Genomic DNA, 25,107 nt, shown 5'->3' on the forward strand with positions numbered 1-25,107 from the left:
CCACGCCGTGGAATACGGCATCAACCTGCTCAAACAACACCGGGCGGTCGCCACCCGCTACGACAAACTCGCCCTGCACGACCAGGCCACCATCCACATCGCCACGATCAACATCTGGCTACGCCACATCTGAAACACGGCCTAGCCGCCGCGGTGGGGGACCGGCGCTCGGTAAGATCACGCGCGGGAAGGGGACCGCTTGCGTGCGCGACTGATCGGTGTGTGCCTGGCGCTCGCGCTCGCCGCGTGTTCGTCGTCGGGCGCCGAGCCGGTTCCCGTCAACGGGGCGGAGATCCCGGTCCGGGACCGGATCGCGATCGAGGGCCTGAGCGGTGAGAGCCTGCTCGAACCCGGTGCCACGGTCTCGCTGTCCGACTTCGCGGGCCAGGTCGTCGTGCTCAACGTCTGGGGCGCCTGGTGCGGACCGTGCCGTGCGGAGACACCGGAGTTGATCGCCGCGCACGACGAGACGGCGGACCTGCCGGTGGGGTTCCTCGGCATCGATGTGCGCGACAACGACCGGGGCTACGCCGAGGACTTCGCGCGGGACCGGCGGGTGCCGTACCCGTCGATCTACGACCCGCCCGCCCGGACCCTGCTCAAGCTGGGCGAGTACCGGGGCGTGACGGTCCCGGGCACCGTGGTGCTCGACCGGCGGCACCGGGTGGCCGCGGTCTTCCTCGGCGACCTGCTGCGGACCGACCTGGTCCCGGTGGTGCGCCGGGTAGCGGCGGAGACCTGACCCGGGCCGGACTCACCTGGCCGAGCCGGTCGGGCTGGGCGGGGCCGAGTCGGTCGGGCTGGGCCGACTGGCGCGGGCTGATCGGGCCGAGTCGGCTGGTCGATGGGTCGAGTCGATCGGGTCGGGCCGGCTGGGCCGAGTCGGCTGGGCCGGAGTGGTCGGAGCTGAGCTGATCGGACCACCGGTCGCGGTGGTCCGTAGACTCCGCCCATGGCCAGGTACTTCGACGTGCACCCGGACAACCCGCAGCGGCGGTCCATCGGCCAGGCGGTCGAGCTGGTGCGCGACGGTGGGCTCATCGCCTACCCCACCGACTCCTGCTACGCGCTGGGGTGCGCGCTGGGGAACCGGGACGGCATCGACCGGATCCGGGCCATCCGATCACTCGACGACCGGCACCACTTCACCCTGATGTGTCAGGACTTCGCCCAGCTGGGGCAGTTCGTGCACCTCGACAACGCGGTGTTCCGGGCGATCAAGGCCGCGACCCCGGGGAGCTACACCTTCATCCTGCCCGCCTCCCGCGAGGTGCCGCGCAGGCTGCTGCACCCCAAGAAGAAGACCGTGGGGGTGCGCATCCCCGACCACGTGGTGGCCCAGGCCCTGCTGGCGGAGCTGGGGGAGCCGATGCTGTCGAGCACGCTGCTGCTGCCCGGCGAGGCCGAGCCGATGGTGTCCGGCTGGGAGATCAAAGAGGCGCTCGACCACGTGGTCGACGCGGTCATCGACTCCGGCGAGTGCGGTACGGTACCCACCACGGTGATCGACTTCTCGGACGGCGAGCCGGAGATCATCCGGTACGGAGCCGGTGACACCACTCGATTCGAGTGATCGGGCGCGCTCCGGCCGGAGGAACTCAACCGCCGTTCGGGTTGCATCGTGTGTCGATCGACACGATGACTGTATAACGAGCGGATTACGCTACTGTCTGCCGCGTGTCGGACACCCAACCTTCACCCGATCGGCCGTTGCGCGAGACGCCGAAGTTCCCCCCGCGACCGGAGGAGCAGGCAGCGGCGCCCGCCATGATCGTGAGCGCCCTGCCCGACCGGCTGCCCTGGGCGCCCAAGAGCGCGGCGCCACCGGTACCGGACCAGGTACGAGCCGACCGGGCCGCGCCGCCGGACCACACGCCGCCGCCGCACGCCGGGCAGGCGGCTCGACCGCGGCAGCCCGAGCAGCTCGGGCACGCGCCGCGGACAACCCGGGCCACCGCACCCCCGCCGCGGGGCGAACAGGTCACCCAGGCGCCGCAGGCCTTCCAGACCGAGCAGCTCGAACTCCTGCCGCGATCGGTCCACGCCGTCGCGCCGCCGCCCGCGGACGAGCAGGTGGCCGGCCCGCCGGCGACCGACCGCCCCGGGTCGGTGTCGCAGCCGACCGCGGTGTCGTCGTGGGGCGACCAGGAGGCCGGGCGGCCGTTGGCCGACCCGTTGGGGGCCGTGCCGCAATCGACTGTGGTGCCGTCGCAGGGTGGGCAGGTGGCCGGACCGGGGCGGTTCGGGGTGAATTCGCAGTCGGTTCAGGCCGCTGTGCTGCCGGACGGTGAGCCGGAGGCCGGGCCGCGGCCAGCCGATCAGTTCGGGGCGGTGCCGCAGCCGACCGCTGTGCCATCGACTGCTGTGCCATCGACTGTGGTGCCGTCGTGGGGTGGGCAGGTGGCCGGGTCAGCGCAGGTTCAGCTGTCCGGGGTGGCGCCTGTGGCTGTGCCCCCGCAGCCGGGTCAGTCCACTGTGGTGCCGCGGTCTGCGGCTCAGGATTCCGGGATCGCGCCGGGCGGGCTGCCCAAGCGACCGCCGCGTGGGACGGCCGCCGAGTCGGTTGCTGAGCGCGCTGCCGGACGGGCGCCAGGCGCGGGAGGCGCCGAGATCGGACAGGCGGAGCCGGCCGCGCTCGTCGGCCCGTCAGTGCCGGGCAGTGTGTCCGCGGCCAGGCAGACCGCCGTCGTCGAGGCGGGAGCCGGTCGGCGCCCGGGGCTGGGGTTCACCCGGTCGCGGCAGACCACCGAGCTGCCCACCGTCGTGGACGCGCCGCCGCCGCTTGCCCGGTCGACCCTCCAGTCGCTCAGACCGGTGGAGCCGCCACGCGAGCCCCAGCCCGAACCGTCCACCGACCAGCCCGAGGACCCGCCCGCGAAGAAGACCCGGCCGCGCTGGCTGTTGCCCGCCGCGGCCGTGCTGGTCGCCGCGTTGGTGGCCGCGCTCGTCGCGTGGCTGACCTCCGGTGACGAGCCGCCGCCGGTCCGACCGCGGCCGGAGGGCGCCTACCTGTTCCAGCGGATGGGCGAGACCGCCGAGCCGTTGCGCGACAGCGATTGCGCCGCGCACGCCTACGGCGAGGTCAAGCAGTTCCTCACCGACACCCCGTGCAGGCAGCTCTCCCGCGCGGTCTTCCTCACCGTCACCGACGATGGTCGCACGGTGCACACCGCGATCGCGGTGATCCGCATGCCCGACCGCTCCAGCGCCGAGCGGCTGGAGCTGCTGGCCCGCCAGGACGCGACCGGCAGCGTCAACGACCTGGTCCGCGAGCGGCGGGTCAGCGTGCCCGGTCTGGACCGGCTCAGCCAGGGCGGGTTCGCGGCCACCTCGTTCGACCGGGACGTGGTCATCGCCGAGTCCGACAGCGCCGACCGCAAGCCCGACCTGGCCGCCCACCGCGCCGAGATGAAGCGGGTCAGCGACGACGCCCTCCGGCTGGGCCGCGAGCTCGGCTGAGCCCCGGCCACAACCGATCCACAACCGGGATGCGCTACGCAGACCCAGGGGCGGTTGACGAAAGAGGGTTGGTCGATGAGGGCTGTGTTGCTCGCCGCGGCGGTACTGGCCGCCGCGCTGCCGGTGGCGCCCGCGGTCGTGGGTTCGGCGACGGCCTGCGGGCCCGCCGAGGTCTCGGTCGGGGACTACCGGCAGTACGAGGGCACCGGATCGGGCACGACCGGGTTCGCCTTCACCGTCTCGGTGGCCGTGGCGACCGGGTGCGCCGCGACCGGGTCGGTGGACTACGTGACCGAGCACGTGACGACGGCGCCCGCCGACCTGGTGCCCGCCACCGGCACCCTGCACTGGACCGCGTCCACCGCGGCCCAGCAGGTCGTGGTGGGCGTGGTCCGGGACGCCGCGGCCGAGCCGGAGGAGGCGTTCACGCTGCGGCTGGCCAACCCGCAGAACCTGGTGATCGCCCGGGAGAAGGGTCGCGGGCAGGTCGTCGACGACGACCTGCCGCCGGTGGAGACCTCGCTGGACGGCGGCAAGATCTGCTGGCGGTCGCAGGGTGTGGTGGAGCTCGGGGTGCACACCTCGACCCCGGCGCGGGCGCCGATCACGGTGCACTACCGCACGATCCAGCAGGGTCCGAACAAGCCGGGCTACTACCCGGTCCGCGACGGGATCATCACCATCCCGACCGGCTCGACCAAGGGCGTGGCCACGGTGCGGCTGATCACCGACCCGACGTTGCCGGACGAGCAGTTCCTGGTGGAGATCTTCAACCCGTCCGCGGGCACGCTGGGCCTGTCCAAGGTCCCGGTGACGGTCAAGTCCCACTGAGGGTTCGCGGGTGGCGCTCGGACCGCCGGTCCGGGCGCCACCCGCTCAGTCCTCGGTGCGGCGCCGGGGCAGGACGATGCCGCGCTCCAGGTCCTCGCCCAGCCACGGGCGCTCGCCCTGGGCGTCCTCCTCGCGCATCATCGACGTGGAGTCGCGGTGGTCGAGCTCCGTCCGCTTGGTGCCGTAGAACAGCGCGGTGAACTCGTTGACGTAGGTGGAGGTCAACGGGGCCGCCCCCGCCCGGCCGCGGCGCTTGGACCGCGCGAGCTCCACCGTGCCCACCGCCACCATCGCCAGCACGCCGCCCGGGATGCTCCAGGTCAGCACCGCCTCCACCGAATCCATACCCGCGGAACGCCGGTCCGGACCGCCGGGTTCCCGCGAGACCACAGTGGAGTGTGCTAGAACGTCGGCGTGGTGTGCCTGCCCTCGTCGGCCCACCAGCGCTGGAAGTACTCGTTCGCCCCGCGCCGCTGGTAGGTCCGGACGAGCTGGGCGCAGATCTCCTCGACGTGCTCGGCGACCACGCTGCGCGGGCAGTAGACCAGCCGCAGGCACTGCCGCAGCGGGTTGCCCGCCAGGCCGCGCAGCCGGAGCCTGCCCGGTCTGTCCTGCCCGGTGGCCAGCGCGGGCGCCACCGCCACGCCGGTCGAGACCAGTTCCTGCGCGGTGGGGGAGAAGAGCACCTCGTGCTGCTGGTCCATCGACACCCCCACCCGGTTGCACACCTGGCTCAGGTAGCTGGGCCACTGGCTCATCCCCGGCGGCTCGTCCACCCACGGGTACTCGGCCAGCGCCTCCAGCCGGATCTCGCGCTCCTGGGCCAGGGCGTGGTCGGGGGAGAGCATCACCAGCACCGGCTCGGCGGGCACGATCACCACGCTGTGCACCTCGTCGCCGAGCCGGACGCCGAAGCCGGGCCACTCGTAGACCATCGCCAGGTCCAGGATCCCGTTGGCGACCATGTCGGCGCTGCACTGCGGGTCGGTCTCCTCGGTCAGCCGCACCCCGGGCGCCCAGTCCCGGCCCGCCAGCCACCGGCTCAGCTCGATGTGCAGGAAACCGCCGTAGCCGCCCAGCCGCAGCGGCGCGGCGCCGGTGAGCCGGGACTGGGTCTCGGCCCGCCGCCGGATGCCCTGCAGCCCGCGCAGCACCGCGCGCGCCTCGGTGAGCACGTTGTGCCCGAACGGGGTCGGGCTCGACCCGCGTTCGGCGCGGAAGAACAGCTGGCCGCCCAGGCTGTTCTCGATGCGCTGGAGCTGCCCGGTCAGCCCCGGTTGGGACAGGCCGAGCACCTTGGCCGCCCGGTTGAGGCTGCCCGACTCCGCGATGGCCACGATCACGCGCAGGTGGCGGATCTCGACCTCCATGTGTTGTCTCCGTCCGCAGGGCGGGCGCGAAGCCTGCGTCGCCAGGTGCCGCGACGCGCCCGGTCGGAACGGCGGACCGCCCGGGGACACCCCGTCCGTGTGTGCGCGCCGGACGGGCGGTAGGCGATTTCGCCGTTCGCAGCAGGGAAAACGCGGCCGGTCGGACCGCCGCACCATTATGGTGTGGGCCGCGGTGGCTGGCCTATCCCAATGTTGCATAGCGGATGTCTATAGTGCCACGTGATCCATTGTCCGATATTGCGGTGGGGTGAATGTCAGCCTTGGGTCGGTTTGCACGAAACTTCCCAATAGCTGGTCGACCTGGCTGAGCACGTCGAGGTCGAGCACGACCCCGGCCGCGCGCGCGTTCTCGCGCACCTGCTCCGGTCGGGAGGCGCCCGCGATCACCGTGCCCACCAACCGGTTCTGCAGCACCCAGGCCAGCGCCAGCTGGGCCATGGTGAGCCCGCTGTGCTCGGCGACCCCGCGCAGCGGCTCGATCCGGCCCAGCAGCTCGTCGTGCAGCAGCGGCCAGACCAGCGCGCGGGCCAGTTCCCCGCCCGCGGCCCGGGAGTCGGTCGGCACCCGCCCGTCGCTGTAGCGCCCGGCGAGCAGTCCCTGGGCCATCGACACCGCCGCCAGCTGCCCGATGCCCAACCGCTCGCAGGCCGGGAGCACCTGCGCTTCCGGTACCCGCCAGAGCATCGAGTACTGCGGCTGGTTGCCCACCAGCGGCACCCGGTGCCGCTCGGCCAGCCCGGCCGCGTGCTGGATCTGCTCGGCGGTCCACTCCGCGGTGGCGACGTAGTGCACCTTCCCCTGGCGCACCAGGTCGGACAGGGCCAGGAAGGTCTCCTCCAGCGGGGTCTGGTAGTCGAAACGCAGCAGGTGGTACAGATCCACGTGGTCTGTACCAAGTCGGCGCAGTGAGGCGTGCAGCGAGGCGAACAGGCTCTTGCGGCTGAGCCTGCCCTGGCTCGGCGCGTCCTCCTCGGGCCAGAACACCCCGGTGCTGAGCACGATCGAGTCCCGCGGTGTGCCCGCGAGCGCGCGCGCCAGCGCCGTCTCCGCCGCGCCGCGGCCCCACGCCGCGGCGGTGTGGAACAGGGTCACGCCCTCCTCGACCGCGGCCCGCACGCACGCCTCGGCACCCGCGGCGTCGTGGGTGAGCCAGTTGCCGTAGCCGATCTCGCTGACCACCAGGCCGCTGCGGCCCAGGTTCCGGTACTGCACAGGTCATCCCTTCCCGTTCGGCAGCGCGGCCAGCGTCTCGCGGATCCACTCGTCCGGGGACGCGGCCTTGCGCGCGTAGGTCTCGCCCGCGCTCGGGTGCGGCAGGATCAGCAGCCGCTCCTCGGCCATCGCCGAGACGACCGCCTCGGCCACGTCCTCCGGCTCGATCAGCGGCCCCATGGCCAGTACCGCGGCGGCGGCGGGGTGGCCCGCGTCGACGCCGTCGAACAGGAACGGGGTGCGCACGCCCAGCGGGCACAGCGCGCTGACCTTGATCCCGCGGGTGTGGTAGGTCAGCGCGAGCCACTCGGCCAGCGCCACCGCGGCGTGCTTGGTGACCGAGTAGGGCGCGTCGCCGGGCAGCGTGAGCAGGCCCGCGCTGGAAGCGGTGATCACCAGGTAACCGTTGCGCGCGCGCAACATCGTGGGCAGCGCGACCTGTGCGGCGTGCACGTGCTGGAGCACGTTGAGCGCGAAGGAGTGCTGCCAGCGCTCGTCTTCGGCGTACACCCCGACGCCGTAGGCGATGCCCGCGTTGGAGCAGAACACGTCCAGGCCGCCGTAGCGCTCGACCGCGAGCTCGACCAGCGCCCGCAGGTCGTCCTTGGCCGCGGCGTCCACCCGCAGGCCCACCGCCCGCCCGCCCGCGTGGTTGATCGACTCGGCCACCTCCTCGGCGGCCGCGCCGTCGAGGTCGGACACGACGATCCCGCGCGCCCCGGCGGCGCCGAAGCGCCGGGCCATCGCCGCGCCGATCCCGTGCCCCGCGCCGGTGAGCACCGCCACCCGACCGGTGAGTTCCATGAGTTCGCTCCCGTTGTCCCGGTGCCGCCGGGTTCGCCGGATCTGTGAAAAATGGCATCGGTGAATTCCCGGCCGACTCGACGCTAACACGGGATCCGGGCCCGGGTGGGCCGGCTGAAATCTCGCTCAAGGGACGCTCAAGGCCATTTTCGGAATATGGCGGATGGCGCGTTGTCGCAGGCATTGTCGGTACCACCGCCGGTGCGGGCGTTCACATTGTTCACATTTCCTGGAAATGGCCGTGTGATTACCCGGCCGGACCACAGGCTCACGGAGAACTGGAGGCGCGATGTCCGACGCGCAGGTCGGCGCCCGGTGGCGCGTGCTCGGGACGAGCCCCTTCGACGTGCCCGACCCGCGGCTGGCCGCGGCGGTGTGCCGGGGCGGCGGGATCGGGGTCCTCGACCTGGGCGCGGACGCCCGCGCGGTGCTGTCCCGCGCGGCCGGGTTGACCGACCGGATCGGCGCGCGGGTGCGCCCCGGGTGCCCGCTCGACGCCGCGGACCTGCCCGCCCACGGGGTGGAGCTGGTCCTGCTCGGGCCGGACGCGCCGTGGTCGGTGTCCGCGACCGCCGCCGTGTCGCCGGTGCTGGTCGAGGTGACCGACGTCGCCCAGGCGCGCGCCGCACTCGACGCCGGCGCGCACGGGGTCGTTGCCGTGGGCAGCGAGGCGGCGGGCGCGGTCGGCGAGCTGACCGCCTTCGTGCTGCTGCAACAGCTCCTGGGGTTGGGCGCGCCGGTCTGGGTGCGCGGCGGGATCGGCCCGCACACCGCGCTCGGCGCGGTCGCCGCGGGCGCGGCCGGGGTCGTGCTGGACAGCCAGCTCGGGCTCTTCGACGAGAGCGACCTCCCGCCCGCGCTCCGCGCCCGGCTCACCGCGGTGGACGGCCCGGAGACCGAACTCCGCGCGGGCCACCGGGTGCTGCGCGGCACCGACCTCCCGCTCGGCGAGGACGCGCACCTGGCCGCCGTGCTGGCGAGCCGCCACGACTCCGCCGAGGCGCTGGTCCGCGGGATCGCGCAAGCCCTCGCCACGGCAGGCGCCGATGTCGACCCGCGCGTCCAGGGCGCGCCGCTGTGCCGCACGCTCGGCGTCGAGCGCGCGATCGCGCAGGGGCCGATGACCCGGGTCAGCGACCAGCCGGGGTTCGCCCTGGCGGTGGCCGAACAGGGCGCCATGCCCTACGTCGCGGTGGCGCTGGCCGACGGCCCGCGCACCGAGCGGCTGCTGCGCGAGACCTCCGACCTGCTCGGTGACCGCCCGTGGGGCGCGGGGATCCTCGGGTTCGTCACCGAGGAGCTGCGCGCCGCGCAGTTGGCCGCCATCCGCGCGGCGCGCCCGCGCAGCGTCCTGGTCGCGGGCGGAACTCCTGGGCAGGCCGCCGCGCTCGAGGCCGACGGCATCGCCGCGTACCTGCACGTGCCTTCGCCGACGCTGCTCGGGCAGTACCTCGACCAGGGCGTCCGGCGGTTCGTCTTCGAGGGCGCCGAGTGCGGCGGGCACATCGGTCCGCGCACCAGCTTCTCCCTGTGGGAGGCGCAGTTGGCGGTGCTGGCCGACCGCGCGGATGTCTCGGACGTCGAGATCTTGTTCGCCGGCGGAGTGCACGACGCGGTCTCCGCCGCCGTCGTCGCGGCGATGGCCGCCCCGGTGGCCCGGCGCGGCGCGGGCGTCGGGGTGCTGATGGGCACCGCGTACCTGTTCACCGACGAGGCCGTCGCGCACGGGGCGATCACCGGCAAGTACCAGCGCGAGGTCATGGCCGCCGAGCGCACGGTCACCGTGCGCACCGCGCCCGGGCACCAGACCCGCTGCCTGCCCAGCCCGTTCGTGGACCAGTTCGAGGCCGTCGCCGCCGACCTGGCCGAGCGCCGGGTCTCCGCCAGGGACCGCTGGCTGGCGCTGGAGGAGCTCAACGTCGGCAGGCTGCGCATCGCCAGCAAGGGACTTCGCCGCGACGGCGCCGAGCTGGTCGCGGTCGACGAGGACGGGCAGCTGGCCGAGGGCATGTACATGGTCGGCCAGGCGGCTGTGCTGCGCACCGAGCGCACCGACATCGCCGCGCTGCACCGCGCGGTCACCGAGGGCGCGGCGGAGTTGTTGCGCGCCAAGGGTTCCCCGGCTCACACCGAGGTGCGCGAGCGGGTCGAGGAGCCCGCGGTGCCGGTCGCGATCGTCGGGATGGCGTGCGTGTTCCCCGGCGCGCCGGACCTCGCGGCGTTCTGGTCGACCGTGCTGCGCGGGCTCGACGAGGTGACCGAGGTCCCGGCGGAGCGCTGGGACCCGGAGGTGTACTTCCGGGCCAGCGGCGAACCCGGGACCACGCCGTCGAAGTGGGGCGGGTTCCTGCCCCCGGTCCCGTTCGACCCGATGTCCTTCGGCATCCCGCCCGCGTCGATGGGCAGCATCGACCCGGCCCAGCTGCTCTCGCTGGAGGTGGCCCGCCGCGCGCTGGTCGACGCGGGCTACCTCGACCGCGCCTTCGACCGGGAGCGCGCGGGCGTGATCTTCGGCGCGGAGGCGGGCGGCGACCTCACCAGCGCCACCGTGGTGCGCGCGCTGCTGCCGTCCTTCCTGGGCGAGGTGCCCGAGGAGCTGCGCGCGCTGCTGCCGACACCGACCGAGGACACCTTCCCGGGCACCCTCACCAACGTCATCTCCGGCCGGATCGCCAACCGCCTCGACCTCGGCGGCGCCAACTACACCGTCGACGCGGCCTGCGGCTCGTCGCTGGCCGCGCTCGACCTGGCCTGCCGGGACCTGGCCCGGGGCAGCAGCGACCTGATGCTGTGCGGGGCGGTCGACCTGCACAACGGCATCAACGACTACCTGATGTTCGCCTCCGCCCGCGCACTCTCGCCGACCGGCCGGTGCAGGCCGTTCGACCGCGGCGCCGACGGGATCGCCCTCGGCGAGGGCGTGGCCTGCGTGGTGCTCAAGCGCCTCGACGACGCCGAGCGCGACGGCGACCGGGTCTACGCGGTGGTCCGCGGCGTGGGCGTGGCCAGCGACGGCCGCTCGCTGGGGCTGACCGCCCCGCGCCCGGAGGGTCAGCGGCGCGCGATGGAACGGGCCTACGTGGCCGCGGGCGTGTCCCCGGCCGCGGTCGAACTGGTCGAGGCGCACGGCACCGGCACCGTCGTGGGCGACAGCACGGAGCTGACCTCGCTGACCGACTTCTTCGTCGCCGCGGGCGCCCGGCCGGGGACCTGCGCGCTGGGCTCGGTCAAGAGCCAGGTCGGGCACACCAAGTGCGCGGCCGGGCTGGCCGGGCTGATCAAGGCCGCGCTGGCGCTGTGGCACGGGGTCGTCCCGCCCACGCTGCACGTGGCCGAGCCGATCGAGGTCTGGGACCGGCGGCGCAGCCCGTTCACCTTCAGCACCGCGGCGCGGCCGTGGCTCACCCCGCGCGGCGCGCGCACGGCCGGGGTGAGCGCGTTCGGCTTCGGTGGCACCAACTTCCACGCCGTGCTGACCGCCGGCCCCAGTGGTCCGCTGGAGCGGCACGCGCTGCGCGACTGGGACGCCGAGCTGTTCCTGCTGCGCTCCGAGGCCGCGGTGCGGGACCTGTTGGCGCTGACCGACGAGCCGCACACGCTGACCGACCTGGCCGTCCTGGCGGCGGGCTGGTCGCGCACCGAGCCGGTGCGGCACGCCATCGTGGCCCGCGACCACGCCGAGCTGTCGTCGGCGTTGCGCGCGGCCCTCGCCGGTGGCCGGGACCGCGCGCTGTTCACCGCCGACCCCGACGCAGACCCCGGCAAGATCGCGTTCCTGTTCCCCGGCCAGGGGAGCCAGCGCACCGGCATGCTCGCCGACCTGTTCGTCGCCTTCCCCGACCTGCGGTCCGGCCTCGACGACCCGGCCGCCGCGGTGGCCTTCCCGCCGACCGCGTTCGACCCCGAGACCACCACCGAGCAGGACGACGCGCTGCGCGACACCCGGGCCGCCCAGCCCGCCCTCGGCCTGGCCGCCACCGCGGTCGCCGAGCTGCTGGACCGGGTCGGCGTCCGCCCCGACCTGCTCGGCGGGCACAGCTACGGCGAGCTGGTCGCCCTCTCGGTCGGCGGCGCCTTCGACCGCCCCACCCTGCTCCGGCTCAGCACCCGGCGCGCCGAGGCGATCACCACCGCGGCGGGCGCCGAGCCGGGTGCGATGGCCGCGGTGCGCGCGGCGGCGGACGTGGTGTCCGCGCTGCTGGGCGACTGGGGGCTCGACGGGGACGTCGTACTGGCCAACCACAACGGCCCTGAGCAGATCGTGCTGTCGGGCCCGACCGAGCGGGTCGCCGACGCCGTGGCCAGACTGCGCGCGGAAGGCTTGTCCGCCAAGCGGATCCCGGTCGCGTGCGCGTTCCACAGCGCGGTCGTGGCCCCCGCCGCCGGTCTGTTCGCCGCCGTGCTCGCCGACGAGGACGTGCGCCCGCCCCGGCTCCCGGTGTACGCCAACCGGACCGCGGCCGCCTATTCGTCCACTTCGGACGTCCGGGCCGAGCTCGCGGCGCAGCTGGCGGCGCCGGTGCGGTTCGTCGAGCAGGTGCGCGCCATGCACGCCGCGGGCGCCAGGACCTTTGTCGAGGTCGGCCCCGGCTCGGTGCTCACCGGGCTGGTCGGCGCGGTTCTCGGCGCCGACCCGCACACCGCGCTGGCCTGCGACCCCGGGGCCCCCGGGCTGCGCGGGTTCCTGACCGCGCTGGCCCGGCTGGCGGCGGCCGGGGTGGACCTCGACCCCGACTGGCTGGTCCGCGGCCGGGGCCGGGTGCCGACCGCCCCGGCCCCGTGGACGGTCGACGGCCAGCTGGTCCGCCGCGCCGACGGCACCATCCCGCCCGGGGCACTGGTCCCCGCCCGACGAATCACGAGGTCCCCGATGTCACCGGACACCCCCACCGAGCGCGACCACGTGGTGGCCGCCTTCCTGCGGACCAACCGCGAGATGGTCACCGCGCAGCGCGACGTGCTGCTCGGCTACCTCGGCCACGTGGCCACCGCGGGCCCGCTGCCCGCCCCCGCGGCGGTGCCCGCCATGATCGCCGCCGCGCCGGTGATCGTCCCCGAGCCCGAGCCGATCGACACGTCCGAGGTGCCCGCCCGCGCGCCCGAGCCGGTGGTCGTCGAGCCGCCCGCCGACGTGCTGGCCGCGGTGGTCGAGGTGATCAGCGCCCGCACCGGCTACCCGCCGGAGATGATCGACGGCGACCTCGACCTGGAGGCCGACCTGTCCATCGACTCGATCAAGCGCACCGAGATCGCGGGCACCCTGATGGCCCGGCTGGGCGTCAGCGCGCAGGACACCGTCGACGACGAGCTGCACCGCAGGCGCAGCGCCCAGGCCATGGCGGACTGGCTCGAGGTGCGGCTTGGGGTGGCGACCGCGCCACCCGCTCCCGTCCAGGGGCGGCAGATCGCGGGCGTGCCACCGCGGCGGTTCCTGCCACGGGCGGTGCCCGCGCCCGTCGCGGGTGTGCCCGACCTGATCGGTAGGCGGGTGCGCGTCGTGCACGACCCCGCCCGCTCGGAACACGCGGCGGCCGTGCGGTCCATGTTGTCGCTGTACGAGGCGATCCCGGTCGAGGACGGCCCGGACACCGTCATCCTGCTCACCCCGCTCACCCCGGCCGACGACCCGTTGGCGCCGCAGGTGTTCGCCACACTGCGCGACGCGGTGACCGCGGGCGCGCGCACGCTGCTGGTAGTGGCACCGCACGAGTCCGGCTTGGCACCGGTGCACGCCGCGGGACTGCGCGGCTTGGTCCGCGCGGTCAACCACGAGCACCCGGATCTGGTGACCCGCCTGGTCGAGGTGGCCCCGGACCTCGAGCCCGGCGCGCTGGCCGACGTGCTGGCCGCGGAACTGGCCGACACCGGCGCCCGGCCCGTGGTCCGGTACACCGGCGCCGACCGGTTCGCCTTCGACGTCGTCGAGGCCGCGCTGCCGGAGACCGCACCCGCCGACGGCCCACTCGGTCTCGACCGCGACTCGGTGGTCCTCGTCCTCGGCGGCGCCCGCGGCATCACCGCCCGGTTCAGCGCCGCCCTCGCGGGCGCCGTGGGCTGCCACATCGAGCTCGCGGGCCGCACGCCGTGGCCGCCGGAGACCGTGCTGCCGCCCGAACTGGCCGACGCCGACGAGCACCGGCTGCGCCAAGCGCTGGCCGCCGAGGGCAGGCCGCTGCCCGAGGTCGAGCGCGCGGTGCGCGCCATCCTGGCCCAGCGCGAGGTCGCCGGGACCCTGGCGGCCGTGCGCGCCGCGGGCGGGCAGGTCGACTACCGCTCGCTCGACGTGCGCGACGGGGCCGCCGTGCGCCAGCTGGTCAAGGACGTCCACACCCGGCACGGCAGGCTCGACGGGGTCGTCTACGCCTCGGGGGTCCTCGACGACCGGTTGATGCTGGAGAAGGGCGACGAGTCCTTCCGCCGGGTGTTCTCCACCAAGGCCGACGGGGCGCGGGCGCTGCTCGACGGGCTCGACGAGGCGGGCGTGCGGCCCGCGTTCACCACCTTCTTCGGCAGCGTCTCGGCCGTGTTCGGCAACCGCGGCCAGACCGACTACGCCGCGGGCAACGACGCGCTGGAGACGCTGGGCGCCCGGTTCGCCGAGCGCACCGGCTGCCGGGTGCTGACCGTCCACTGGGGACCGTGGGCGCCCACCGCCGAGCACGGCGGGATGGTCTCCGCCGAGCTGGCCAGGGACCTCGACCGGCGCGGCGTCCGGTTGATCGACCCGGCGGCGGGCACCGCGTGCCTGCTGCGCGAGCTGGCCCACGGCGGCCGGGACACCCGCGCGGTCGTCTACACGGCGTGGGTGTGACGATGCGGCCCTCGCGCGAGCCGGTGGCCGTCGTCGGGATGGCGGTGATGCTGCCCGGCGCCCCCGACCTGGACACCTACTGGCACAACCTGCGCACCGGGTACGACGCCATCACGGTGATCCCGCCCGAGCGGCGCGACCCGGTCTTCCACGCCGAGGTGGCCGACCCGCACGCCCCGGTGCCGCCCGACCGCACCTACTGCCACCGCGGCGGTTTCCTCGACCCGTTCACCGTCGACGCCGCCGGGCTGGGCATCATGCCCAACTCGGTCGACAGCATCGAGCCCGACCAGCTGCTCACGCTGCGGGTAGCCGCCGCCGCGGTCGCCGACGCCGGTGGCCTGCCCGGTCTCGGCGACCGCGCCCGGATCGGGGTGATCCTCGGCCGCGGCGGCTACGGCGGCCCGCGGATGGTCCGCTTCGACCACCGGGTCCGCGCGATCCGCCAGATCGTGCGGGTGCTGGCCGAGCTGAGCCCGTCGCTCCCGGCGGCCGAGCTGGCCCGGGTGAGCCGGGCGCTGCTGGACCCGCTAGGACCCGCGCAGCCGGGCTCGGAGATCAACCTGGTGCCGAACCTGGCCGCGTCCCGGGTCGCCAACCGGCTGGACCTGCGCGGCCCGGCCTACACCGTGGACGCCGCGTGCGCGTCCTCGCTGCTGGCCGTCGACCAAGCGGTCGGTGAACTGGCGGGCCACCGCTGCGACACGGTGTTGGCGGGCGGGGTCTACCAGGGCCACGACGAGGCGTTCTGGGCGGTGTTCAGCCAGTTGCGCGCGCTCTCGCCCACCGAGCGCATCGCGCCGCTGTCCCGGGACGCCGACGGGTTGCTGATCGGTGAGGGCGCCGGTTTCGTGGTGCTGCGCAGGCTCGCCGACGCCCACCGCGACGGCGACCGCGTGTACGCGGTGATCCGCGGCGTGGGCACCGCCAGCGACGGCCGCACGCAGAGCCTGTTCAACCCCGACGCCAGCGGCCAGGTGGGCGCGCTGCGCCGGGCCTGGGCGGCGGCTGGCCTGGACCCGACCGCCGCGGACTCGGTCGGCCTGGTCGAGGCGCACAGCACCGGCACCCCGGTCGGCGACGCCGCGGAGCTGACCGCCCTGGGTGAGGTGTTCGGCGCGCCGCCGGGCGCGTCGGCGGTGATCGGGTCGGTCAAGTCGATGATCGGCCACACGATGCCCGCCGCGGGCATCGCCAGCCTGATCAAGGCCGCGCTCGCGGTCCACCACGGCGTCCTGCTGCCCACCCTGCACTGCGCCGACCCGAACCCGCTGCTGGCGGCGACCCGGTTCCGCACCCTCGACGCGGCCAAGCCGTGGGAGGGTGTCGGACCGCGGCGCGCGGCGGTCAACGCGTTCGGGTTCGGCGGTATCAACGCGCACGTGGTCATCGAGCAGGACCGCCCCGCACCACCCCGTTCGCCGGTGCGGGTGGCCGAACCCGAGCGGGTCCTGCGGCTGGCCGCGGACGACCCGGCCGAGCTGTCCCGACTGCTCGTCGAGCAGCCCACCGACCGGCTCATCGGCCGCTACCGGCTGGGCGTCGTGGACCCGACCGAGCGCAGGCTCTCGGTGGCCCGCCGGGTCCTGGCCAGGGCCGGGCAGCCGGACTGGACCTGGGGCTCGGGTGGCGTGTGGTTCACCGGCGTGCCGCTGCTGCGCGAGCCAGGGGCCAAGACCGCGTTCGTCTTCCCCGGCCTGGAGGCCGACTTCGCGCCGCGGGTCGACGACGTCGCCGCCCGCCTGGGCGAACCGCCGCCGCCGAGCGACACCGGCACGGTGCCCGGCCGCGCCGCCGCGGCGGCCGAGGTGGGGCTGCTGCTCGAGCGCGCCCTGGCCCGGCTGGGCGTGCGCCCGGACGGCCTGGCCGGGCACAGCATCGGCGAGTGGACCGCCGCGCTGGTCGCCGGGATGTACTCCGGTGACCGGCCGCGGATCGGGCTGCACGACTTCCCGCTGCCCGAGGTGGACTACCTGGCCCTGGGCTGCTCGGTCGACGAGGCCGCCCGCTGGATCGCCGAGGAGCCGGAAGTCGTTGTCTCCCATGACAACGCGCCCCGGCAGACGGTGGTGTGCGGACCGCGCGCGGCGATCGGGCGGCTCACCGCGCGGATCCGGTCGGCGGGGGTGTTCGCCCGGCCGCTGCCGTTCTCGACCGGCTTCCACACCCCGATGATGGCCCCGTACCTCGCGCCCTACCTCACCGCGATGGCGGCGAACGGGGCCCGCCCGCCCACGCTGCCGATGTGGTCGGCCACCACCGCCGCCCGCTACCCGGACGACCCCGCCGAGCTGGGCGCGCTGGCCGTGGCCCACCTGCTGCGCCCGGTGCGCTTCCGCGAGCTGGTCGAGGCGATGCACGCCGACGGGTACCGGGTTTTCGTCCACATGGGACCGGGGCAGCTCGGCTCGTTCGTCGGCGACACCTTGGCCGGGCGCCCGCACCTGGTGCTCAACGCCGCCTCGGCGTCCCAGCCCGGGCTGACCCAGCTGCGCTGGCTGGCGACCGCGCTGTGGGTGGAGGGTGCCGACCCGGACCTGACCGCGCTCGACCCGGTCGTCCAAGCCCCGCCGAGGAGCAATCAGTCGACAAAGGACAGTCCGGGGCGGGTTGGGGTTCCGGTGAAGGTGAGCACGCCGGTGCTCGTGGTCGAGGAGTCCGCGCGCGGGATGCTCGATCGGCGGGTGCCGCTTGGCGCGGGCGCTGTGCCTTCAGGTCTGCCCTCGGGGTTGCCCGCGGAGGTCGCCGCCGAGTTGTCCGCGCTGCTCGCCGAGGCCGACGCCGCTGTGCGGGTAGTGGCAGCCGCGTCGGTCCGGCGGCCCGCCGCGCCCGCGGTGATCGACTCGCCTGTCGGGCTCACCACACCGATTGGATCCACTGTGGACAACCCAGTCGCGGTCCGGACGAGTGTGCTCCGGGTGTCCCTCGTGGACATGCCTTACCTGGCGGGGCACCGCTTCTTCCGGCAGCGCGCGGACTGGCCGGACGAACTGGACCGCAGACCGGTCGTCCCCGCCACCACACTCGTCGAGTGGGCCCAGCGGGCCGCTGAGGCGGCGTGGCCGGGGGAGGTGGCGGTAGCGGTGCGCGACATCCGGTTCCTGCGCTGGGCGCTCGCCGAACCCGCGCGGCCATTGGAGATCAGGCTCGAACGGCACGCGGCCGGCCCGGTGTCGGTCCAGCTCGGCGAGTGCGCCGCGATGACCGTCGAGCTGGCGGCGGAATACCCGCCCGCGCCCGATCCCATGTCCGCCCCCGGGCCGGCAGTGGGCCCGGTGGTGACGCCCGTACAGGTCTACGGCGACCGGTGGATGTTCCACGGCCCGCAGTTCCAGGGCCTCACCCGGGTCACCGCGCACGACGGCGACCTGGTGAGCTGCTCGATCGACGTGCTGCCCGCGCCCGGTGCCGTGCTGGACAACGTCGGCCAGATGCTCGCCTGCTGGCTGCGGACCCGGACCGAGGACCGGGTGCTGGCCTTCCCGGTGCGGGTGGACGCGATCACCTTCCACGGCCCGCCACCGCCGGTGGGCGCCCGGGTGGACTGCGTCGCCGCCGCCCGGACCCCCGACCCGACCGCGCTGGAGATGGACGCCGAGGTCACCCACGCGGGCCGGGTATGGGCGCGGGTTACCGGCTGGCGCGACATCCGGCTCGACTGCGACCGCGCCGACCAGCGCGTCTACGCCTTCCCGCTCGACCACTCGCTGTCCCGGCGGCTGCCCGGGGAGTGGTGGCGGGCCGAGGACCGGTGGACGACCGTCGCCTCCCGCGAGGTGTTCGTCGGCGTCTACCTCAGCGCGACCGAGCGCGCGGCCTACGCGGTTGTCCCCCCGCGCGAACAGCGGGCGTGGCTGCTCGGCCGGATCGCGGTCAAGGACGCCGTGCGCGGCTGGCTGGTCGAGCACGGCGACGAGCGGGCGTTCCCCGCCGAGATCCTGGTGACCGGGGACGGTGACCGCCTCTCGGTGCGCGGGCACCACGGCCGGTCACTGCCCGGACTGCGCGTCACCCTGGCGCCCGACCGCGGTCCGACCGCGGTGTCCGCCCGAGTGGAGAGGACCTATGGCCATGACTGAGACCGACACAGGGGCAATTGACACAGCGGCGATCGGCACCGGGCCAATCGACACAGGGGCGATCAACGCGGGGACAGTCGACACAGGGGCGGTCGACACGGTCACGACCAGCGTGTTCGACGCCGTGGTCGAGCTGATCGGCACCCTGGTCGGCGACGACCTGGAGGTCCTGGGCGTCCAGGTGCGCCACGACACCCCGTTCCACGAGGGGCTCGGTCTGGAGAGCATCGACCTGGTGACCCTGGCCGGGCTGCTCACCCGGCGGTTCGGCCCGCGGGTGAACCTCGCCGAGCACCTGGCCGAGCTCGACCTCGACGAGGTGATCGGGCTGACCGTCGGCGAGATCGCCGACTACGTCGCGCTGCGCGTGCGGGAGGGCTGAGGTGCCCGAGTTGAAGGTCAACGGGTTGCGGGTGAACTACCAGCTGATGCCCGGCGCGGGCGCGCCGTCGGAGTCGGTGGTGTTCATCCACGGGATGGGCACCGACAGCCTGGCCAGCTTCTACCTGACCCTGGCCGCGCCGGTCGCCGCCGCGGGCATCGACGTGATCAGCTACGACCTGCGCGGGCACGGCAAGTCCGAGCGCCCGGTCAGCGGCTACGCGCTGCGCGACTTCGTCGACGACCTCGACGAGCTGCTGCAGGTGCTCGCCCCCGACCGGCCGGTGCACCTGGTGGGCAACAGCTTCGGCGGCACCATCGCCTACGCCTTCGCCGCCGCGCACCCGGACCGGGTGCGCAGCGTGGTCTCGATCGAGTCGGAGCCGCCCACCGAGGTCTGGGCGGCGAAGATGGCGGGCATCCTGGCCGCGACCGTCGAGCTGCTCGGGGTCGAGGAGAACTTCGAGTGGATCGAGGCCACCTTCGGCGCCCACCACCGGCGGCTGGCCCGGCTCGCGGCCGCCCGGATCAGCTCGACCACGATGGCCGAGGAGGTGCCGACCGGGCCGATGCTCTCGCCCGCCGAGGTGGCCGCGATCGGCTGCCCGGTGCTCTCGATCCTGGGCAGGCACGGCTACCAGTCCGACGACCTGGACGCGCTGACCGCGCTGATGCCGCGCGGCGAGCTGTTCGTCTTCGACGGGCAGGGGCACTCGGTGCTGGTCGAGCAGCACCGCGCCGTGCGCGGCCTGCTGGTCGACTGGGTGCGCAGGCACGCCGGGTGAGCAGGCTGCTGTTCGTCGTCCCACCGCTGGCCGGGCACGTCAACCCGCTGGTCGGGGTGGCCGCCGCGGCGGTGGCCCGCGGGCACGAGGTCGCCTGGGTGGGTCCGTGCCCGGTGGTGCGCGATCTGGTGGGGGAGCGGGTGTACCCGGCTGGGTCCACTGTGGAGCGTCGACCCGCGGGCCTGCGGGCCTACGCGGCGCTGCGCTTCCTGTGGACCGGGTTCCTGGTGCCGCTGGCCGACGCGATGGTGCCCGGGGTGCTGGCCGCGGTCGAGGACTTCGGCCCGGACCTGCTCGTGGTCGACCAGCAGGCGTTCGCCGGAGCCCTGGTGGCGAGTCGGCTCGGGCTGCCGTGGGTGACCTCGGCGAGCACCTCGGCCGAGCTGTCCGACCCGCTGGGCGCGCTGCCGCGGATCGCGGACTGGGTGCGCGAGCAGCAGCGCGGCCTGCGGGCCCGCCACGGTGTCGAGGGTGAGGACGACCTGCGCTTCTCACCGCACTCGGTCGTGGTGTTCAGCACCGCCGAGCTGGCGGGTGAGCCCGCGGTCCGGGTGGCGGGCCCGCTGTTCGTCGGCCCGTCACTCGCCCCCCGGCGCCCCGTGCTGTTTCCCTGGGCCAGGCTGCGCCCGGGTGGGCGGATCGTGTTGGTGACGCTGGGGACCACGAACTCCGAGGCTGGTGGCCGGTTCCTGGCTGAGTGCGCCCTTGCGCTGGCTGAGGTGCCTGAGTTGCAGGGTGTGCTGGTTGATCCGGGCGGATTCCTTGTCGGGGTGGCGGACACCGTTGTGGTGCCCGCGGTTCCGCAACTGGAGCTGATGACCCGCGCCGCTGCCGTCGTCTGCCATGGCGGGCACAACACGGTCTGCGAGGCGCTGGCGCACGGCGTGCCGTTGGTGATCGCGCCGATCCGTGACGATCAGCCTGTTCTTGCCGATCAGGTGGTTGGCGCGGGTGCTGGGGTGCGGCTTCGGTTCGACCATGTTCGGGCGGGCGATATCGCGCGGGCGGTGCGTACGGTGGTTGGTGATCCTGCCTATGCGTTGGCGGCTGGGCGGGTGCGGGGGTCGTTTGAGCGGGCGGGTGGGGCTGAGGCTGTGGTGTCGCATGTGGAGGATCTGCTGCGGGCCGTGCGCAGGTGATGTGGGCAGCGCGTGCACATGGGTTGCCCGAGTAAGAGCGGGGCTCGATCTAGTGAACTCGCTTCGTGTGGGGCCCCTAGAGCACCGCGGTGGGAGAAAAGCGTGGGGTGAAGGGCATCCCCACCACAGGTCAAGTTTAGCGGTGCTCTCCCCCCACACGAAGCGAGTCCACTAGATCGAGCATCCGTAGCGGGGCCGGCGGTACCAGCGGGGTCGGGAACCCGCTGAGGTTGCTGGACGTGGTGGCCTGTTGCGTACCAGCGGGGTTGAGACTCTGTTTCGTACCAGTTGGCTCGGGATGCCGCTGCGATTTGGTGGGGTGGGGATCCTGTTGCGCACCAGTGAAGTCGGGATTCTGTCGCGGTGCTGGCGAGGTCGGGGTCTTGTTGTGTAACTGTGGCGTGGGGATCGTGTTGTGTGCTGGTGGGGTCGGGATGCTGTTGGCTACCAGCGGGCTCGGGATTCTGTCGCGGTGCCGGCGAGGTTGAGGTCCTGTTGCCTACCAGCGGGGTTTGGATTCTGGTGGGGCCGGCCATCGTGCGAGCGTGGGGGTGGTGTCCAGACTGTCGTGTCGTAGCGGGAGGACCTCGCGCACAGCTCGCGGACCGCGCGCAGGTACAGCGGGTCGATTCGGTACCGCTCGGCCGTGAGGCCCCGGCCCGGTGGTGCTTGATCTGCCAGTCGTACCAGGGAAAGGCGTTCCAGCAGTGCTGTCGCGGTCGTGCGGGGTAGGGCCAGGGCGCGGGCCGTCCAGTCCGCCGTGACCGTGTCCGGTCGGGGGTCGCGGTGGGCCAGGCGCACCAGGGCTGCCCACTGTGGGGGTGTCAGCCCGGACGCGCTTCGGGCCACGCTCGCGGCCAGGTCCAGCGGACCCGCGGCCAGCAGGGGGTCCGCCGCCAGTCGTTGGGCCAGTCGTCCGAGTGACCAGTGTGGACGGTAGCGGGCCAGTTCGGCCAGCACCGCGGCGGCCAGGGGCAGGCCGGAGCAGCGTGACACCAGTGACCAGGCCGCGGCGGGCTCGCGTTCCACCCTGGCCGGGCCGACCCGAGTGGCGAACAGTGCCAGCAGGTCCTCGGCCGACATCCTGGGCAGCTCCACCGCCGGGATGCCTGCGGGCAGCCGCGCGGCGCAGCCCAGCAGCAGTGCGCTGTCCGGTGATCCCGGCATCAGCACCGACAGATCGACCCGGTCGTCGACGTTGTCCAGTACCACCAGCAGTCGGGAGTCCGCGGTGTGCCTGCGGAACAGCCGCGCCCGCGCGGTCACCCCGTCCGGTACCGGGGCGTCCGGCCGCAGCGCGACCAGGAAACCCGCCAGCACCTCGGCTGGGCCGCGGTCGGCGACGTCGGCCGACAGCCTGCCGTCGGGGTAGGAGGCGCGCACCTCGTCGGCGACGCGGGCGCAGAACGTCGTGGTGCCCGCGCCTGGGGCGCCGACCACCGCTAGGACCGCGGGTCGGGTGCGCCGGGTCCGGGTGAGCTCGGCCCGCGCGGACTCGACCTGCTTGTCGCGGCCGACGAGCTCCCCGACCGGCGCGATCTGCTCCGGCCGCGCGCGCAGCGGTCGCACGGTCGCCACCGGGGCCGCGGGCTCGTAGCGCAGCGCTTGCTCGAAGGCCGACCGCAGGGCCTGGCCGGGTTCCAGCCCGGACTCCCTGGCCAGTCGGGCGCGCACGTCGTGGAACAGGTCGGTCGCCCGGGCGCGCTGCCCGACCAGGGCGAAGCCCAGCAGCAGCGAGGCGTAGAGCTGCTCGTGCCGGGGGTCCTCGCGCACGATCCGGTCGGCCAGCGCCAGCACCGCGTCCGGGCGCCCCAGGTCCAGCTGCACCCGCAGGTAGCGCTCCAGCACCCCCACCCGCAGCAGGTCCAGGCGGGCCTTCGCCAGTCGCAGCACCGGGCCCAGTGACACGTCCGAGAGCACCTCGCCGCGGCACAGGCCGACCGCGGTGCCCAGGACCTGGGCCGCGGCGACCGGGTCGGCCGCGCGCAGGTGGGCCTCGGCCGTCTCGCGCAGCCGGGTCAGGCGCTCGGCGTCGAGGTAGTCCGGCGCGCGCAGCTCTAGCCGGTAGCCGACCTTGGGCGTGTGCACGCAGGCCTCGGCCGTGCCGAACAGCTTGCGCAGCTGGGAGACGTAGGTCTGGGTGATCCGCGCGAGCTTCACCGACGGCGGGCCGGACCACAGCTCGTCGGTGATCGTCTCGTGCCGGACCACCGCGCCGGGGTCGACCGCCAGCAGCGAGAGCAGCTGGCGCAGCTTGGGCTGCGACGGGGTGACCGGCACGCCGTCGACGGTGGCGCGCAGCGGCCCGACGATCTCGATCCGAATGCTCATGGCGTCCTCGCCTCAGGTCGCCCGGCGGAAGTTCCGGACGGCGACGGCACCCGCGCCGAGCGCCGCGCCCAGCGCCAGCAGCAGCGCCCACGCGGGCGCGGCGCCCGGGGGTCTGCCCAGCGCGAGGGCGCGGGTGGCGTCGATCGCGTAGGTGATCGGGTTGACGGTGGCGACCGCGCGCATCCACCCGGGCATGCTGGCCAGCGGCATGTACGCGCTACTGGAGAACATCAGCGGGAACATGGCGACGAACGACACCGCCTGCATCAGCTCGACGTTGCGCCGCCAGGTCGCGATGGCCACGAAGACCCAGCTCAGGCCCCAGCCCACGACCGTGGCCAGCAGCACCGCCGCGGCCAGGCCGAGCACGCCGCCGCGGGGCTGGAAGCCCAGGAACAGCACGCCCGCCCCGGTGATCGCGGCCAGCTGCACGGTCAGCCGGGCGCTGTCGGCGAAGGTGCGGGCCAGCAGCACCGACACCGGGCGGATCGGCAGGCTGCGCAACCGGTCCACCACCCCGGTGTAGGTCTCGGCCATCAGCCCGGCGCCCGCGCCCATCGCGGTGATCACGGCGATGTTCACCAGGGTGGCGGGCATCAGGTAGTTGACGTAGCCGGCGTAGGGCGCCACCCCGGGCAGCGCCCCGACACCGGCGAACACCTGGGTGAACAGCAGCAGCAGCACGACCGGCTGCAGCAGGCCGAAGAACACCAGCCGGTAGTCGCCGAAGGCCGCGCGCAGCGAGCGGGTGGTCAGCACCCACACCTGGGTGGGCAGCGAGCTCCCGGTCCACTCGGCGCGGTCGGGACCCGGCGCGCTCACGCGAGGTCCCAGGCGGCGTGGTGCAGGGCGAGGTAGACCTCGTCGAGGGTGGGCTCGGTGACCGCGAGGTCCACCACGTCGAGGCCGGCCCGCTCGAGCGCGCGCAGCAGCGGCAGCAGCCTGCCCGCCTCGGGCAGCGGCGCGCTCACCCGGTGCCCGCCCGGGTCGAGCACCGGGGCCAGCCCGCTCTGGCGGAACCGGTCCAGGGCCGAGCGCGCGGACCAGGCGTCCGGGAAGCCGAGCGCGGCGGTGCGCGCCCCGACCCGCGCCTTGAGCTCGCGGGGCGTGCCGCCCGCCACGACCGCGCCCGCGGCCAGCACCACCAGCCGGTCGGCCAGCTGGTCGGCCTCCTCGAGGTACTGGGTGGTGAGCACGACCGTGGTGCCCGCGCGCGCCAGCTCCCGGACCAGGTCCCACAACCCGTTGCGGCCCACCGGGTCCAGCCCGGTGGTCGGTTCGTCGAGGAAGAGCACCTGCGGCGAGCCGACCAGGCAGGCGGCCAGGTCGAGCCTGCGCCGGGTACCGCCGGAGTAGGTGTGCGCGGGCCGCTTCGCCGCCTCGGTCAGGCCGAACAGCTCGACCAGTTCCGCGGCCCGTTCCCGCGCCGCCCGGGCGGGCGCGCCGAGCAGCCGGGCGAACAGCACGAGGTTCGCCCTGGCGGACAGCGTCGTGTCGATCGACGGGGTCTGGCCGGTGAGCGCGATCCGCCTGCGCACCTCGTGGCCCGCGCGGCGCACGTCGAACCCGCACACCGTCGCGGTGCCCGAGGTCGGTGGGACCCGGGTGGCCAGGATGTCGACCAGGGTCGTCTTCCCGGCGCCGTTGTGCCCGAGCACGGCCAGCACGGTGCCCGCCTCCACCTGTAGGTTCACTCCGGTCAACGCGGTCACCTCGGCGTAGGTCTTGCCCAGGTCGACGGCGTCGATTCGTGGTCGCGGCATTGTTGTTGGCCTTGTCGCCGGGTCCGGAAAAGGGTGGTCCAGTGCGTTTGTCCGATTTCGCGGCACTGGCTCGTCCTTTCCGAACAATCGGGCCGCACGCGGTCGACGATCTATTGTGAAT

At 74.2% G+C, this 25,107-nt stretch carries 16 protein-coding genes; 9 read left to right on the forward strand and 7 right to left on the reverse strand.

Annotation, left to right across the window (positions count from 1 at the left end; translation table 11 throughout):
• Window positions 1-199 precede the first annotated feature (199 nt).
• The 4 genes from QSK30_RS26775 (at window position 200) to QSK30_RS26790 (ending at window position 4,290) form a co-directional block, all read left to right on the forward strand.
• Window positions 200-742 carry a TlpA disulfide reductase family protein gene (locus QSK30_RS26775; protein WP_285506901.1) on the forward strand — a complete coding sequence of 181 codons (543 nt, stop codon included), beginning with the start codon at window positions 200-202 and terminating at the stop codon, window positions 740-742.
• 210 nt (window positions 743-952) lie between these two features.
• Window positions 953-1,573, forward strand: coding sequence for an L-threonylcarbamoyladenylate synthase (locus QSK30_RS26780; RefSeq protein WP_285506903.1), 621 nt, complete (start codon window positions 953-955; stop codon window positions 1,571-1,573).
• Between the two features lie 104 nt (window positions 1,574-1,677).
• On the forward strand, window positions 1,678-3,459 hold the full coding sequence (locus QSK30_RS26785) for a hypothetical protein (protein WP_285506905.1): 1,782 nt from the start codon (window positions 1,678-1,680) through the stop codon (window positions 3,457-3,459).
• Window positions 3,460-3,534: 75 nt separating this feature from the next.
• Entirely contained in the window at window positions 3,535-4,290 is a 756-nt protein-coding gene (locus tag QSK30_RS26790) for a Calx-beta domain-containing protein (RefSeq protein ID WP_285506906.1), read from the forward strand.
• A gap of 45 nt (window positions 4,291-4,335) precedes the next feature.
• On the opposite strand, the gene QSK30_RS26795 is transcribed toward QSK30_RS26790, so the two are convergent.
• The 4 genes from QSK30_RS26795 to QSK30_RS26810 all read right to left on the reverse strand — a co-directional run bounded on the left by QSK30_RS26795 (window position 4,336) and on the right by QSK30_RS26810 (window position 7,697).
• Complete coding sequence (locus QSK30_RS26795) at window positions 4,336-4,635, reverse strand: DUF6191 domain-containing protein (protein WP_285506908.1); 300 nt, start codon at window positions 4,633-4,635, stop codon at window positions 4,336-4,338.
• Window positions 4,636-4,691: 56 nt separating this feature from the next.
• Window positions 4,692-5,660, reverse strand: coding sequence for a LysR family transcriptional regulator (locus QSK30_RS26800; protein ID WP_285506910.1), 969 nt, complete (start codon window positions 5,658-5,660; stop codon window positions 4,692-4,694).
• 228 nt (window positions 5,661-5,888) lie between these two features.
• Window positions 5,889-6,893, reverse strand: a complete 1,005-nt coding sequence (locus QSK30_RS26805) for an aldo/keto reductase (protein WP_285506912.1) — start codon at window positions 6,891-6,893, stop codon at window positions 5,889-5,891.
• 3 nt (window positions 6,894-6,896) lie between these two features.
• A complete protein-coding gene (locus QSK30_RS26810; RefSeq protein ID WP_285506914.1) occupies window positions 6,897-7,697 on the reverse strand; it encodes an SDR family oxidoreductase in 801 nt (266 codons plus the stop codon).
• A 289-nt stretch (window positions 7,698-7,986) separates the two neighbouring features.
• On the opposite strand from QSK30_RS26810, the gene QSK30_RS26815 reads away from it, so the two are divergent.
• Genes QSK30_RS26815 through QSK30_RS26835 form a run of 5 tightly spaced genes read left to right on the forward strand, consistent with a single transcriptional unit; the run spans window position 7,987 to window position 20,892 of the window.
• Window positions 7,987-14,508 carry a type I polyketide synthase gene (locus QSK30_RS26815; protein WP_285506916.1) on the forward strand — a complete coding sequence of 2,174 codons (6,522 nt, stop codon included), beginning with the start codon at window positions 7,987-7,989 and terminating at the stop codon, window positions 14,506-14,508.
• 2 nt (window positions 14,509-14,510) lie between these two features.
• Window positions 14,511-18,587: a beta-ketoacyl synthase N-terminal-like domain-containing protein gene (locus QSK30_RS26820; protein ID WP_285506917.1), complete on the forward strand. Its 4,077-nt coding sequence runs from the start codon at window positions 14,511-14,513 to the stop codon at window positions 18,585-18,587.
• Window positions 18,580-18,969 (forward strand): acyl carrier protein, encoded by a 390-nt coding sequence (locus QSK30_RS26825; protein ID WP_502871893.1) that lies wholly within the window; start codon window positions 18,580-18,582, stop codon window positions 18,967-18,969. The genes QSK30_RS26820 and QSK30_RS26825 overlap by 8 nt, the downstream gene beginning before the upstream one ends.
• Window position 18,970: 1 nt before the next feature.
• Window positions 18,971-19,753 (forward strand): alpha/beta fold hydrolase, encoded by a 783-nt coding sequence (locus QSK30_RS26830; protein WP_285506918.1) that lies wholly within the window; start codon window positions 18,971-18,973, stop codon window positions 19,751-19,753.
• Complete coding sequence (locus tag QSK30_RS26835; RefSeq protein ID WP_285506919.1) at window positions 19,750-20,892, forward strand: glycosyltransferase; 1,143 nt, start codon at window positions 19,750-19,752, stop codon at window positions 20,890-20,892. The genes QSK30_RS26830 and QSK30_RS26835 overlap by 4 nt, the downstream gene beginning before the upstream one ends.
• Before the next feature lie 444 nt (window positions 20,893-21,336).
• Here QSK30_RS26835 and QSK30_RS26840 read toward each other — a convergent pair whose 3' ends face one another.
• The 3 genes from QSK30_RS26840 to QSK30_RS26850 are packed head-to-tail and all read right to left on the reverse strand — an operon-like array spanning window position 21,337 to window position 24,986.
• On the reverse strand, window positions 21,337-23,223 hold the full coding sequence (locus QSK30_RS26840) for an AfsR/SARP family transcriptional regulator (protein ID WP_285506921.1): 1,887 nt from the start codon (window positions 23,221-23,223) through the stop codon (window positions 21,337-21,339).
• A gap of 12 nt (window positions 23,224-23,235) precedes the next feature.
• Window positions 23,236-24,045, reverse strand: coding sequence for an ABC transporter permease (locus QSK30_RS26845; protein WP_285506923.1), 810 nt, complete (start codon window positions 24,043-24,045; stop codon window positions 23,236-23,238).
• A complete protein-coding gene (locus QSK30_RS26850; protein ID WP_285506925.1) occupies window positions 24,042-24,986 on the reverse strand; it encodes an ATP-binding cassette domain-containing protein in 945 nt (314 codons plus the stop codon). The genes QSK30_RS26845 and QSK30_RS26850 overlap by 4 nt, the downstream gene beginning before the upstream one ends.
• Window positions 24,987-25,107: the final 121 nt, after the last annotated feature.

Origin of the sequence: Actinokineospora sp. NBRC 105648 (genome assembly GCF_030269645.1) — a bacterium.
In the GTDB taxonomy this organism is placed as follows: Bacteria; Actinomycetota; Actinomycetes; order Mycobacteriales; family Pseudonocardiaceae; genus Actinokineospora.

Coding starts and splice junctions, on each gene's coding strand:
- QSK30_RS26800 (WP_285506910.1), bottom strand. CDS start 5,660: ATGGAGGTCGAGATCCGCCACCTGCGCGTGATCGTGGCCATCGCGGAG.
- QSK30_RS26815 (WP_285506916.1), top strand. CDS start 7,987: ATGTCCGACGCGCAGGTCGGCGCCCGGTGGCGCGTGCTCGGGACGAGC.
- QSK30_RS26850 (WP_285506925.1), bottom strand. CDS start 24,986: ATGCCGCGACCACGAATCGACGCCGTCGACCTGGGCAAGACCTACGCC.
- QSK30_RS26795 (WP_285506908.1), bottom strand. CDS start 4,635: ATGGATTCGGTGGAGGCGGTGCTGACCTGGAGCATCCCGGGCGGCGTG.
- QSK30_RS26780 (WP_285506903.1), top strand. CDS start 953: ATGGCCAGGTACTTCGACGTGCACCCGGACAACCCGCAGCGGCGGTCC.
- QSK30_RS26790 (WP_285506906.1), top strand. CDS start 3,535: ATGAGGGCTGTGTTGCTCGCCGCGGCGGTACTGGCCGCCGCGCTGCCG.
- QSK30_RS26810 (WP_285506914.1), bottom strand. CDS start 7,697: ATGGAACTCACCGGTCGGGTGGCGGTGCTCACCGGCGCGGGGCACGGG.
- QSK30_RS26820 (WP_285506917.1), top strand. CDS start 14,511: ATGCGGCCCTCGCGCGAGCCGGTGGCCGTCGTCGGGATGGCGGTGATG.
- QSK30_RS26825 (WP_502871893.1), top strand. CDS start 18,580: ATGACTGAGACCGACACAGGGGCAATTGACACAGCGGCGATCGGCACC.
- QSK30_RS26840 (WP_285506921.1), bottom strand. CDS start 23,223: ATGAGCATTCGGATCGAGATCGTCGGGCCGCTGCGCGCCACCGTCGAC.